At 68.4% G+C, this 12,182-nt stretch carries 12 protein-coding genes; 8 read left to right on the forward strand and 4 right to left on the reverse strand.

Annotated elements, in window-relative coordinates:
- Positions 1-84: 84 nt before the first annotated feature.
- The 3 genes from BLT81_RS07910 to BLT81_RS07920 form a co-directional block, all read right to left on the reverse strand.
- Entirely contained in the window at positions 85-954 is an 870-nt protein-coding gene (locus tag BLT81_RS07910) for a polysaccharide deacetylase family protein (protein ID WP_231908933.1), read from the reverse strand.
- 219 nt (positions 955-1,173) lie between these two features.
- Positions 1,174-1,383: a helix-turn-helix domain-containing protein gene (locus BLT81_RS07915; protein WP_019194375.1), complete on the reverse strand. Its 210-nt coding sequence runs from the start codon at positions 1,381-1,383 to the stop codon at positions 1,174-1,176.
- 164 nt (positions 1,384-1,547) lie between these two features.
- Positions 1,548-3,131 carry an NAD-dependent epimerase/dehydratase family protein gene (locus tag BLT81_RS07920; protein ID WP_019194374.1) on the reverse strand — a complete coding sequence of 528 codons (1,584 nt, stop codon included), beginning with the start codon at positions 3,129-3,131 and terminating at the stop codon, positions 1,548-1,550.
- 178 nt (positions 3,132-3,309) lie between these two features.
- Here BLT81_RS07920 and BLT81_RS07925 point away from each other — a divergent pair, with 178 nt between their 5' ends.
- The 5 genes from BLT81_RS07925 (at position 3,310) to BLT81_RS07945 (ending at position 7,606) form a co-directional block, all read left to right on the forward strand.
- The gene (locus BLT81_RS07925) at positions 3,310-4,362 is read left to right on the forward strand and encodes a GIY-YIG nuclease family protein (RefSeq protein ID WP_083337258.1); all 1,053 of its coding nucleotides are present in this window, start codon (positions 3,310-3,312) and stop codon (positions 4,360-4,362) included.
- Between the two features lie 111 nt (positions 4,363-4,473).
- Positions 4,474-5,988 (forward strand): acyl-CoA carboxylase subunit beta, encoded by a 1,515-nt coding sequence (locus BLT81_RS07930; RefSeq protein ID WP_019194372.1) that lies wholly within the window; start codon positions 4,474-4,476, stop codon positions 5,986-5,988.
- Between the two features lie 12 nt (positions 5,989-6,000).
- Complete coding sequence (locus tag BLT81_RS07935) at positions 6,001-6,204, forward strand: acyl-CoA carboxylase subunit epsilon (protein WP_019194371.1); 204 nt, start codon at positions 6,001-6,003, stop codon at positions 6,202-6,204.
- A complete protein-coding gene (locus tag BLT81_RS07940; protein WP_019194370.1) occupies positions 6,204-6,794 on the forward strand; it encodes a Maf family protein in 591 nt (196 codons plus the stop codon). Before BLT81_RS07935 ends, BLT81_RS07940 begins: the two co-directional genes overlap by 1 nt.
- Positions 6,795-7,207: 413 nt before the next feature.
- Complete coding sequence (locus BLT81_RS07945; RefSeq protein WP_019194369.1) at positions 7,208-7,606, forward strand: DUF3151 domain-containing protein; 399 nt, start codon at positions 7,208-7,210, stop codon at positions 7,604-7,606.
- A 3-nt stretch (positions 7,607-7,609) separates the two neighbouring features.
- Here BLT81_RS07945 and BLT81_RS07950 read toward each other — a convergent pair whose 3' ends face one another.
- Positions 7,610-8,671: a Cj0069 family protein gene (locus tag BLT81_RS07950; protein ID WP_019194368.1), complete on the reverse strand. Its 1,062-nt coding sequence runs from the start codon at positions 8,669-8,671 to the stop codon at positions 7,610-7,612.
- 207 nt (positions 8,672-8,878) lie between these two features.
- On the opposite strand from BLT81_RS07950, the gene BLT81_RS07955 reads away from it, so the two are divergent.
- From BLT81_RS07955 to BLT81_RS07965, 3 genes are all read left to right on the forward strand, one after another.
- Entirely contained in the window at positions 8,879-9,760 is an 882-nt protein-coding gene (locus tag BLT81_RS07955) for a sulfurtransferase (protein ID WP_019194367.1), read from the forward strand.
- Between the two features lie 113 nt (positions 9,761-9,873).
- Entirely contained in the window at positions 9,874-11,634 is a 1,761-nt protein-coding gene (locus tag BLT81_RS07960) for an acetyl/propionyl/methylcrotonyl-CoA carboxylase subunit alpha (protein WP_019194366.1), read from the forward strand.
- 45 nt (positions 11,635-11,679) lie between these two features.
- Positions 11,680-12,177, forward strand: a complete 498-nt coding sequence (locus BLT81_RS07965) for a GNAT family N-acetyltransferase (RefSeq protein WP_019194365.1) — start codon at positions 11,680-11,682, stop codon at positions 12,175-12,177.
- Positions 12,178-12,182 lie beyond the last annotated feature (5 nt).

The following is a 12,182-nucleotide window of genomic DNA, read 5'->3' on the forward strand; positions in this document are numbered from 1 at the left end:
CGCTCTCGCTTCCCCGTGTTCAGTCGCGCCATGGGCCGTCCTTCACTGTCTCTCTTCACTGTCTCTCGTCGTACCGGTACTGCACTAATGTACGTGGGGCATTGTAGACGCGCGGCGCCCCACCGGCGCCTCCCCGAGTGCCACGAAGGTGAACCCCGCCGCGCGCAGCTGCGGGATCGCTTCCCGCACGCCGTCGGCTGTCCCGCGCCCGGGCTGATTCATGTGCATGAGCACAATGGCCCCCGCGCTGCTGTGCCGGAGGGCGCTGGCCACAGCGGGCCCAGGCAGGGTGGCCCCGGCGTCGCCGTTGACGGCGAACCCGGCGAGGCTGACGCCGAGGTCGCGCGCAATCTCCACGGCCACGTCGTCGTAGAAGGCCGTCCCCGAGCGGAACCAGTTCGACTCCACGCCGAGAAACTCGCGCAGGAACCGGCGGTTGCCCTCGATTTCTTCCACCAGCTCGTCCGGGGTGGCCGTGCCCGGGATGCCGTAGGCGGCGCGGCCGTTGACGGACAGCGGCTTGTGCGCAGTGCCGTGGTTTTCAATCTGGAACAGCGGGTTCTGCGCGATCTGCTGCGCCCGCTGCGGGTTCGCGTCGATCCAGCGCTTGTTCCAAAACAGCGTCGCCGGCACCGCCTGCTCCTCGAGGAGGGCGAGCAGGGGGTCGTCGATAAGCGAGCCGTGCGGCCCGCCGCAGGCGTCGAAGGTGAGCGCGATCGACGTCGTGCCTGGGGCGAGCGAGGCCACGATTCCCGGCAGGTCGACCCCCCACGCGCTGGGCACGGCGTCGCGATACCGCGCCGCGACGTCCGCGGGCTGGGGCGTCTCGGGTGCCGCCGTCGTGGTCGTCGCCGTCGTGGTCGCTGGCGGCGCCTCCTGCGTGCGGGATGTGGGGCCGGCGTCGGGCGCCGCGCACGAGGCCGCGCTGCCCGCCGCGCCGATCAGCGGGAGCACCACACCGGCGCGGAGCGCATCGCGACGGCTCAGGAGGCGGGGCGCTCGCGTACCTTCGCTGGGCTGGAAAGGAGGCGCTGTTCCCATGGTGAAGGAGTCTATGGTGTGCGGGCGGCGCGCGCCTGCGGTGGCCCTGGATCGCGCCTGCGGCGGGGGATTCGGGCTCGGCGGGGATCGGCGGCCGCGGCTCTGATCAGCTTGAGCGCTCGGTCGTCGTAGTCATCGCAGCGCCTCAGGGACGTGAACCTGCACCGAAAATTCGAGTCCGATTGCGCTCAAAACCTGCGAGGCCTTATCTAGTTGCACTGTCTGCTTGCCGGCTTCGATCGCCCGAACCGTCCGCTCTGCCACCTGCGCTAGCTCCGCGAGTTCTTCCTGGGTCAAATTCAGTTCGCGACGGCGCCTACGCACCGCCTCAGCAAGATCCACCAACGACCCTCACCTGCCTATCCACGAGCGGACACCGCCCACCATCCGGCAACAACGTGCCGTTTATGCCATCAAAGCATACAAAGAGGACCGATCCCAGCCACTTCCGGCACGAACGTGCCTCCACAGAACGACGGCGTGAGCGATGCTGCGTGGCCGACGCCCTACCCGCGCAGCGCGGTGCGCGCGGCGTACGCGTGGATCGCGCTGACCGGCTCGAACTGGTCGTGCGCGGAGGCGAGGAACTCCTCAAAGACGCTCGGCTGAACACCGAGGCCGGCGGCGTTGTCGCGGAGCGTCTCCCACAGCCCCATCTTGGCGCTGATGGCCTGGTACAGCGCGTCCGCGTCCTGCAGAAGCGCCAGCTGCGTGCGCTTCGCCGCGCCGCGCCCGACGCGCCCGCGCAGCTGCGCGGCGGCCGCCCGCGCCGGCTTTGGACGCCGCTCGAGCTCGCGGGCGAGCTGCTCCAGAAAATCGCGCTCACGGCGGACCTCGCCGGCGACGCGCGCGATCTCCGCGAACACGCCGGTGTCCTGGTAGTCCAGCGTCATCTCGTCGAGCAGGTCGGCGGCCTGACGGGCGCTGGCGAGGTGCGCGGCGAGGTAGGTGGAAAGGCGCCCCCGATCCACCGAGCCGTCCGCGGCACCCGGCGCGACGATAGGCGCCGCGCCGCGCCCTGCGTCCGGGGCGCGTTCGGCCCACAGGCTCGGGGAGTTGTGGCCCTCACCGTCGATCATGGCGCTGATCAGCTCGCGCACCGTGTCCTTCGCCGAGCGGGTCGGCTCCCAGCCCAGCTCCCGCTTGGCACGAGAGTTGTCCAAAAGCGGCACGCCCATTGCCATGTCCACCCACCCGGCGTCCGCGGGCACAGCGCCGGAGGCGTGGGCGGCTGCCAGCGCGGAGCGCACGAGCTTCGGCGGCACCTCAACGAAGCGGCCCTGCCCCACCAGCTCGGCAAGGTCTTTCGGGTACAGCACGTCGTCGGCGCAGATGTTAAACGCGCCCGTCGCCCGCCTCGTCGCCGCGAGGCGGTACGCCTGCGCCATGTCGTCGGCGTGGACCGCCTGCGCGCGCACACCCTTCGGTAGCGGCACGAGCAGAGGGCGCACCGTGTCCAGCAGCTGGACCGGGGCCGCGGAGCCGAGGAAGAAGCGCTTTATTTCCGACGCCGCGGCCGGCTGGAAGATCAGGCCCGGGCGCAGGCGGGCGAGGGTGATCTCGGGGTGGGCGGCCTCGAAGGCGTCGAGAAGCTCCTCGACCTTGCCCTTGTCCTCGCTGTAGTGGGACCCCTCGATGCCGCGCGCGGGGAAGTCCTCCGCCCGCAGCGGCGAGGCCTCCTCCGGCGAGGACACCTCCGCGCGCGCCGGGTCCGGGCTGTAGGCACCGACGGACGACGCCACCACGACATGCCTCACCCCGGCCGCCACGCAGGCCTCGAGCGTGCGCTGCGTGCCCTCGACGTTCACGCGGCGCAAAAGCTCCCGGTCGTGGTTGGGGTAGATGATCCACGCCAGGTGGATCACCACGTCGACCCCCTCGAACGCCCTGGTCAGGGCGGTAATGGTCTCGTCCGGCCCGGCCGCGGCGCCGACGTCGACGCTGTGCCACTCCACGCCGACGTACGGCTCCACCTCGGGCGGCGTGCGCCGCGAAATGCCCACGATCTGCGAGACCGTCTCGTCTGCCTGCAACGCCCTCAGCACGGCGGTGCCGACGTTGCCGGACGCGCCCGTCACTGCGATCTTCATGTGTTCCCTCCGCTCTATAAGACTGAACTAATGCGTCCCAGTAAACACGGAACGCGAAAAGGGCTCCGACTTCGTCGAAGCGCCCACTAAATGACCAGAGCACAGCGAAATCGCCTCATGCTGCGGCAGGCCCCTGTTTACCCCGCAGTCCCCGCGAACGCACGCTAGGTTTTCCGGCATGGAAGCAACACACGACGCGAACAAAGCTACCGGCGAGACGTCGCCGACCATGACCTTTACCTCGTGGCCCGTCCGCTCAGGCGACAGCTTGGCCCCGCTTATTGCCAGTGACCGACGCCGTGGCATCTACGTCCTCGAGTTCGAGGACGGGTCCCGGTACGTCGGAAAAGCAACCAACGTTCTCTCCCGCTACAACAGCCACGTTCACGGCTCCAACCACCACGGCCCGTGGGCTGACATCGTCGCCGTCCTTTTCCGCGACGTCGCTGACGGTAACCTCGACGTAGAGGAGAGGCGGACAATTCGTTACTTCCGCGATCGAGGCGTGCCGCTTCGCAACCGCACAGGAGTGCCCGAGAGCGTTTCCGAATCCCCTTTGGACCAGGTCATCTCCGTTCATCAGGCTCATCACTGGTCCTTGGGCGGCACCGACCACTGCCACGAGGATTTCACTCGGCATGCAATGTTCCACCCACCGCAGAGCACATTGACCCAGAAAGCACCCACGTCGGTGTACGAAGCAGTACTCGCTGACCTTGCCTTCGCTCTTGAATACCTCGTACCCAGCGCGCAGGAAACCGAGCGCGCCTACTGGACGCTGTCCGATTATCCCTCCACAGCAGGAGGCAGATACGCGACCCTGAACACGGGCACGCTGGAATTTCTCGTCTTCCCACGGAAACTGCTCGCTCTCGACCTGGAGGGGTGGACTGATCATCTGCCGGATGACCATCCCATCGCGTACCTCAATCTTTTTCTCGACGAGGGCGTCGATTGGTCGGCCCACGACTTTCGCACTCCCACCATCTTCGGTTTCGATTTCACTGACTACGACGCGGTCAGCTGCGAGGCCCTTTACTATCCCGTGGGTTCTCTCCAGCAACTGCTCGAAACACACCCGGAGCTCATGCGGGCAGCACGCGAGTTTTCCCTCACGATGATGCGGTTTCGTCGTTCCGGGCTTTTCACACGATGGCACAGTGCGCCGCTGGTCCACGAGGCCTATACCCTCATTGGCCACAACCAATGGATGGCGGAACACCCCACCTAACGCACTGAACGGAAACACCCGCCTACCCCACGCCGATACACCCCACGGCGCGCCGTACCACGGCCGCCGCCAAGTACCCAGTTCCGCAACCGCGCATTAGAGTAAAGGCCTATGACTTCCTCCAAACCCGACTTGTCCACGACCGCTGGCCGCCTTCAGGACCTGCGCAACCGCCTGGAGGAGGCCCAGGCGCCGGTCGGGCAGGACGCCGTCGAGGCGACGCGTGCCGCGGGGAAGGCGACGGCGCGCGATCGCGTCGAGAAGCTGCTCGATGCCGGCTCCTTCGTGGAAACGGACGCGCTCGCCCGCCACCGGGTCGAGGCCTACAAGATGGACCGCACCAAGCCGCCCACAGACGGCGTGATCACGGGCTACGGGCTTATCGACGGCCGACGGGTCTGCGTCTTTTCCCAGGACTCCACCATCTTCGACGGCGCCGTCGGCGAGGTCTACGCGGAGAAGGTACTCAAGCTCTACGACCTGGCGACCAAGACGGGTGTGCCGGTGGTCGGCATCTACGATTCGGCCGGCCCGCGCGTCCAGGAGGGCGTCGTCGCCGCAGCGATGCAAGCGAAGATCCTGCGCGCCGCCGCCCAGGCGTCGGGGCTGATCCCCCAGATCGCCGTGGTCGCCGGCCCGACGGCGGGCCTGTCGGCGGCGCAGGTGCCGCTCTCGGACATCGTCATCCTGGCCGAGGGCGCCGCGCTGCACCTGACCGACCCGGACATCGTGACCAAGGTCAGCGGCCATGAGGCCACCGCGCAATCCCTGGGCGGGGCGTCCGTCCACGCCGCGGACACCGGCCTCGCCCAGCTGACCGCCCCGACCGACACCGCCGCCGTGGACCTCGCCCGCGAGCTGGTGGGGTACCTGCCGGACAACAACCGCGCCGCCTCCCCCATCGCCGCACCGTCCGAGCCGGGCGAGGCGGACCTCAACGCGTTCATCCCCGACGACGACGCCGCGGCCTACGACGTCCACGACGTCATCTCCGCCGTCACCGACGGCGACCTGCTCGAGCTCGGCGCGAACTACGCGGACAACGTGGTCACCGGCTTCGCCCACGTCGGCGGGCGCGCCGTCGGCGTGGTAGCCAACCAGCCGTCCTCGCTGGCCGGCTGCCTCACCACCGCGGCGGCGCGCAAGGCTGCGCGCTTCATCCGCACCTGCGACGCCTTCAACCTGCCGCTGGTCCTGTTCGTCGACTCGCCCGGCTTCGTCCCCACCGCCGAGGAGGAGCACGCCGGGTCCCTGTCCGGGGCGGCGGCCTTGGCGTACGCCTTCGCGGAGGCGCAGGTGGGCACGGTCACCGTGGTTACCCGCAAGGCGTTCGGCGAGTCCTACGCGCTCATGGGCTCGAAGCTGCTTGGCGCCGACCTCGTCTTCGCGTGGCCGACCGCGCAGATCGCCCTTGCGGACGCGTCGACGGCGGCGGATGCTCTTGGCGTCGATAAGCAGGCGTACGAGGACGAGAACCTCAACCCCTACGTCGCCACCGAGCGCGGCCTCGTCGACTCCGTCATCGAGCCGGCCGCCACCCGCTCCCAGCTTCTCGAGGGCCTCCGCCTCCTCGAGCGCAAGGTCGTCTACCCTGCCATGAAGAAGCACGGCAACATCCCCCTGTAAGGAGAATCCGCCATGACCGCACCGACGTTCAGCGTTGTCAAGGGCAACCCGACCGACGAGGAACTCGCCGCCCTCACCGCCGTCCTCGCCGAGCTGCAGGCAGCCGCCACCGCGACCGCCGGCCCCGACGACCGCAACCTCTGGGGCCGGCCCTCCCCGCTGCGCCACCCCGACGTGTTCAACCCCGGCGCCTTCGCCAACATCACCTACTTCTGATGCGCCTCGTCCTCGCCTCCCAGTCGCCCTCGCGGCGGATGCTGTTGGAGCAGGGCGGCGTCCGGCCCGTCCTACACCCCGCGCACATCGACGAGGACGCGCTCATCGCTTCGCTTCCCGACGCCCCGCCCGCCGACATCGTCGCCGCCCTCGCCCGCGCCAAAGCCTCCGCCGTCGCCGGCACCTACCCCGACGACGTCACCGTCGGCTGCGACTCCATGCTGCTTCTCGACGGCACACTCCTCGGCAAACCCCACACCACCGACACCACCATCGCCCGCTGGAAAGCACAACGCGGCCGCACCGCCCACCTGCTGACCGGCCACGCCGTCCACTACCAGGGCGAATGGTTCACCGGCACCACCTCCACCGCCATCCGCTTCGGCGACGTCTCCGACGCCGACATCACCGCCTACGCCCGCTCGGGGGAGCCCCTCGAATGCGCCGGCGCATTCACCCTCGAAGCGCTGGGCAGCTGGTTCATCGACTCCATCGACGGCGACCCCACCAGCGTCATCGGCCTATCCATGCCGCTTCTGCGCCGCGCCCTGTACTCGTTCGGGCTGTCGGCCTCGCAGTTCTGGGAGTAAACGCGCGCGGGGTGTCGTCGACCTCAACGGGTTTTGTGTGTTCTGGTTTTCGTTGCGGTCGACCGTGGTCGACGTCAGCGTATATCGGGGTTGCGCGACCTGGGGTTTTGCGCCCGGGTTTTCCTTGAGGTCGACCAGGGCGCGGGGCGTAGTCGACCTCAGCGCATTTCAGGTTTACGCGACCTGGGGTTTTGCGCCCGGGTTTTCCTTGAGGTCGACCAGGACGCCAAAATACGCCGCCCTCAACGCACACCCCACCCCACGCAACGTCGCGCGCACCGCCCCACCGGCAAAACTCTAAAAACGGAACTCCAAATATCCGCGAAAAAGGCGCCCGAGCGTGGTTTTTTAGGGTTCTGTTTTTAGGGGGAACGGGACGCCCCCCACCGCGCCCCGTCAGTATGGTGGGGCGCATGAAGATGAACGACATGATGGCCCCGCCCCCTGTGCACCTGCCGGAGGACCCGGCGCACGGTAAGGACCCGCTCGCGCGTGAGACGGCGCTGGAGCACCCGGATTCGCCGACGGTCTGGGCGGCGCGGGCGGAGAAAGAGCTGGACGGCGGGGATGACCTCGTCGCGTACGCGTACGCCCGCACTGGTTACCACCGCTCGCTGGATCGGCTGCGCGCCAACGGGTGGAAGGGCTGGGGCCCGGTCCCGGCCAGCCACGAGCCGAACCAGGGCGTGTTGAAGGCGATCGCGGTGTTGGCGTTGGCGTCGCGACGCATCGGCGACGAGGCCGAGTACGACCGGTGCCGCCAGATGCTGTCGGACGCTGACCCGCAGAGCGTGGGCGCCCTGCTGGGCTAGCCGCTAGGCGTTGCGCTCCTCGATGCGCTTGACGGCCTCGTCGGCGACGAGCTGCTGGATGCCCATGTCGAGCTCGGAGGTGAAGCCGACGCAGGAGCAGTTGATTTCGCCGAGGACGTAGGTGTCGGTACCGGTCTCGTCGTCGTCGGCGAGCATGAAGTCGGCGGTCCAGATCAGCGGGATGTTGTCGCCGCCGAGCTTCTCGGCGATGACGGGGCGGGCCTCAGCGAACATGTCGATGAGCTCCTGCCACTCCTCGGGCTTGTTGTAGGTGTACTTCGCGCCGGAGAACAGGGTGGCGGAGAAGGCGTCACCGCCCTCGGCCGGCTTCTTGTGCACGACGAAGACGGGGTGCGGGCCGACGAGGAGGATGCGGATCTCGCCCTCGACGATGCGGGGCAGGAAGCGCATGTCCACGAGCATGCCGTTGTCGCCGACGATGTACTGGTCGCAGAAGTCCATGAACTCGCCGAGCTGGCGGGTCTCGGTGTGGTTGTCCACGGCCTCGGTGCACTTGATCTCGGTGTCCAGCGGCAGGGCGGTGCCCGGCTCGACGGAGGCGGCGAGGTCGGCGTCGGCGAGACGGACGCGCCAGATGCCGGAGCCGGTGGAGCCGCGGTTCTGCTTGAGCACGCGCTCGCCGTAGGACAGGGAGGTCGGGAAGGTGGAGTGGAAGTCTTCGACCTCGTAGTAGGCGGCGGTGTCGGAGGGAACCAGGTCAGTGTCGTTGAGCTTGACCAGGGCGTCCTTGGCGCCGTAGGCCATCATTTCGTCCGGGGTGGACATGCCCACCAGGCCGGCCTCGGACAGGCGGGTCAGCAGGTCGAAGTAGCCTTTTTCGCCGCCGGGGATGTTGCCGGGATTGACGCGGGAGATGTAGCCGTCGAAGTTCTCGGAAACGTAGGAAAACAGGTCCTCGGTCCACTCGGGGCGGAAGAAGACCACCTCGGCGTTCCAGCCCTTGTCCTTGATGGCGTTGACGATGGGCATGGTGTCCCGGCGGTGGCCGTCGATGTACTTGTCGGAGCCGCCTTCGACCTCGAAGACCACGATTGCCTTGTGCATGCGAGTTACCTTTCAGATGTCGGGTCAGGTGTGTGAGATGTTGGTCCATCACGGAGTGTATGGGCGTTTCCTGAGGCCTGCAGGACGAGCAATTTCAAAGGTGGTCGACCTCACATGCCGACGGTGGGCGGGGGCGCGGGTAAGGTTGGGCGGTAGGAATTCGAGCGTCGAGAAGCGTGCACATGCGCGCGAGAGGGAAGGTTGCTAATGGGGGTCGAACTCGATCCGCACCCGCTGTTTCAGGAGTACGCGCACCCCGAAAAGTTCGTGTCTGCGGCGTGGCTGTCGGCCCGGCTCGGGGTTGACGGCCTGCGCGTCGTCGAAAGCGACGAGGACGCGTTTCTCTACGACATCGGCCACATCCCCGGCGCCGTCCGCATCGACTGGGAGCGCGACTTAAACGACCCGGTGCGGCGCGATTTCATCGACGGCGAGGCCTTCGCCCGGCTCATGTCCGAGCGTGGCATCGCCCGCGACGACACCGTCGTGATCTACGGCGACCGCTCGAACTGGTGGGCCGCCTACACGGCTTGGGTCTTCGAGCTTTTCGGCCACCCCGACGTGCGGCTTCTCGACGGCGGACGCGACGCCTGGATGGGAGAAGAGCGCGACACCTCCTTCGCCGTCCCCGACCTGCCCGCCACGCGTTACCCGGTGGTCGAGCGCACCGACGGGCCGCTGCGCGCCTTCGCCGGCGAGCTGCTCACCTCCCCGCCCGCCCAGCTCATCGACGCCCGCTCCCCCGAGTCCTATGCCGGCGTCCCGCGGGACGTGCGCGAGGGCAAGGCGCCGGGTTTCCTTCGCCACGGGCACATCCCGGGCGCGGTGAACGTGCCCTGGGGCAACTCCGTCCACCCCAACGCGCGCTTCAAGCACCGGGCGGAGATTGAGCAGGTCTACGCGGACTTTGACCCGTCGAAACGCACTGTCACGTACTGCGAGATGGGCGAAAGCTCCGCGCACTCCTGGTTTGTGCTGCGTCACATCCTTGGCTTTTCCAACGCCGCGCTTTACGACGGCTCGTGGGCGGAGTGGGGAAACATGGTGCGTGTCCCCATCGAAAAGACACACACGGAACCTACGGAGTAGTAAGTTAGGAACTCACATGCCCTTCGCCGCCCCGGCGACGGGGTAACACTCCGACCTTGAATCCCGTTAACGTTTAGCGGGAACTAATAGAACGACGCAGACGGGATTATTTCGTGTCTCAACTAACGAAGGTACTCATCGCCAACCGCGGCGAGATCGCGGTCCGCATCATTCGCGCCACCAAGGACGCCGGCCTGGCGTCCGTCGCCGTATACGCGGAACCCGACGCTTCCGCACCGTTCGTCGACATGGCCGACGAGGCCTTCGCCCTCGGCGGCACGACCGCCGCGGAGTCCTACCTGGACATCGACAAGATCCTCGCCGCCGCCGCCGATTCCGGCGCCGACGCCGTCCACCCCGGCTACGGGTTCCTCGCGGAAAACGCCGAGTTTGCCCAGCGCGTCATCGACGCCGGCCTGACGTGGATCGGCCCCTCCCCCGCCTCCATCGAGGCGCTCGGCGACAAGGTCACCGCCCGCCACATCGCCGAGGCCGCCAACGCCCCGATGGCCCCGGGTACCAAGGACCCCGTCGCCGACGCCGACGAGGTCGTCGCCTTCGCCCAGGAGCACGGCCTGCCCGTGGCCATCAAGGCCGCCTTCGGCGGCGGCGGGCGCGGCATGAAGGTGGCGTACACCCTCGAGGAGATCCCCGAGCTCTACGAATCCGCCACCCGCGAGGCCACCGCGGCATTCGGCCGCGGCGAGTGCTTCGTGGAGCGCTACCTGGACAAGGCCCGCCACGTCGAGGCCCAGGTGCTGGCTGACCAGCACGGCAACGTCATCGTCGTGGGCACGCGCGATTGCTCGCTGCAGAGGCGCTTCCAAAAGCTCGTCGAGGAAGCACCCGCCCCCTTCCTCACCGAGGAGCAGCGCGAGCGCATCCACTCCTCCGCCAAGGCCATCTGCCGCGAGGCCGGCTACTACGGCGCGGGCACCGTCGAGTACCTCGTCGGCGCCGACGGGCTGATCTCCTTCCTGGAGGTCAACACCCGCCTCCAGGTCGAACACCCCGTCACCGAGGCGACCACCGGCATCGACCTCGTGCGCGAGCAGTTCCGCATCGCCCAGGGCGAGACGCTGCGCTTCACCGAGGACCCCACCCCCCGCGGCCACGCCATCGAGTTCCGCATCAACGGCGAGGACGCCGGCGCGAACTTCATGCCCGCGCCCGGCACCGTCACCGAGTACTCCGAGCCCGCCGGCCCCGGCGTCCGCGTCGACTCCGGCGTGCGCGCCGGCTCCACCGTCGGCGGCCAGTTCGACTCCATGCTGGCCAAGCTCATCGTCTCCGGCGAAACCCGCACCGAGGCCATCGAGCGCTCCAAGCGCGCCCTCGCCGAATACACAGTCGCGGGCCTGCCCACCGTCATCCCCTTCCACCAGGCCGTCCTCAGCGACCCGGCCTTCGTCGGCGACGGCTCCACCTTCGGCGTCTACACCCGCTGGATCGAGGAGGAGTGGGCCAACGACATCCCCGCCTTCACCGACACCAACACCGCCTCCCCCGACGGCGAGGAGCCCGAGGAGACGCGCACCTTCGCCGTCGAGGTCAACGGGCGACGCATCGAGATCGCTCTGCCCGCCTCCCTCGTGTTCGGCGCCGGCCCGCGCCGCAAGAAGAAGAAACGCCGCTCCTCCGGGGCCTCCGCCGCCGCGTCCGGCGACTCCGTCGCGGCGCCCATGCAGGGCACCGTGATCAAGGTCAACGTCTCCGAAGGCGACGAGGTCTCCGAAGGCGACGTCCTCCTCGTCCTCGAGGCCATGAAGATGGAAAACCCCGTCAAAGCCCACAAGGCCGGCACCGTCACCGGCCTCGCCGCGGAAACCGGCGGCCAGGTGAACAAGGGCGCCGTGCTCATGGAGCTCAAGTAACGCCGCTGCCCCCGACGCCCCGGGGGCCGGGCTACGGTGGTGGCTATGACTTTTACACTGAGAGAAGCCACCGAGTCTGACCGCACCTACCTTCATCGCCTGAACTTCCTCACCGAGGTCTTCGGGGATGAGAACGGCGAGGTGGGCGAAGACATCATCGCCAGCGCCGCGGCCTACGTCGGCGACTGGGACCCCGACCGCGATGGCGGGGTCATCGCCCTCGACCACCTCGGCATCCCCGCCGGCGGGGTGTGGCTGCGCCGCTGGGCTTCCCCCGACGACTACGGCTGGGCGGCACCGCTGGGGCCGGACGTGCCGGAACTCGCGATCGCGGTGGAGAACCGCTACGCGGGCCACCGGCTCGGGGCGCAGCTTCTCGAGGCCGCCTGCGACCTCGCCCGCAGGCAAGGCGCGCAGCGCATCTCGCTGCACGTCGAGCCGAACAACCCCCGCGCGCACCACCGCTACGTCTCCTCCGGCTTCACGGAGCTCTCGCCCGAAGAATCGGGCTGCCGCCCCGTGACGATGGTCCGCGCGCTCTAGCCCCC

This window comes from Corynebacterium timonense (assembly GCF_900105305.1).
GTDB classification, from domain to species: domain Bacteria; phylum Actinomycetota; class Actinomycetes; order Mycobacteriales; family Mycobacteriaceae; genus Corynebacterium; species Corynebacterium timonense.

What these genes read in the sequence shown, in the direction of transcription:
- BLT81_RS07920 (WP_019194374.1), bottom strand. Translation starts at nt 3,131, where the DNA reads ATGAAGATCGCAGTGACGGGCGCGTCCGGCAACGTCGGCACCGCCGTG.
- BLT81_RS07925 (WP_083337258.1), top strand. Translation starts at nt 3,310, where the DNA reads ATGGAAGCAACACACGACGCGAACAAAGCTACCGGCGAGACGTCGCCG.
- BLT81_RS07930 (WP_019194372.1), top strand. Translation starts at nt 4,474, where the DNA reads ATGACTTCCTCCAAACCCGACTTGTCCACGACCGCTGGCCGCCTTCAG.
- BLT81_RS07935 (WP_019194371.1), top strand. Translation starts at nt 6,001, where the DNA reads ATGACCGCACCGACGTTCAGCGTTGTCAAGGGCAACCCGACCGACGAG.
- BLT81_RS07940 (WP_019194370.1), top strand. Translation starts at nt 6,204, where the DNA reads ATGCGCCTCGTCCTCGCCTCCCAGTCGCCCTCGCGGCGGATGCTGTTG.
- BLT81_RS07945 (WP_019194369.1), top strand. Translation starts at nt 7,208, where the DNA reads ATGAAGATGAACGACATGATGGCCCCGCCCCCTGTGCACCTGCCGGAG.
- BLT81_RS07950 (WP_019194368.1), bottom strand. Translation starts at nt 8,671, where the DNA reads ATGCACAAGGCAATCGTGGTCTTCGAGGTCGAAGGCGGCTCCGACAAG.
- BLT81_RS07955 (WP_019194367.1), top strand. Translation starts at nt 8,879, where the DNA reads ATGGGGGTCGAACTCGATCCGCACCCGCTGTTTCAGGAGTACGCGCAC.
- BLT81_RS07965 (WP_019194365.1), top strand. Translation starts at nt 11,680, where the DNA reads ATGACTTTTACACTGAGAGAAGCCACCGAGTCTGACCGCACCTACCTT.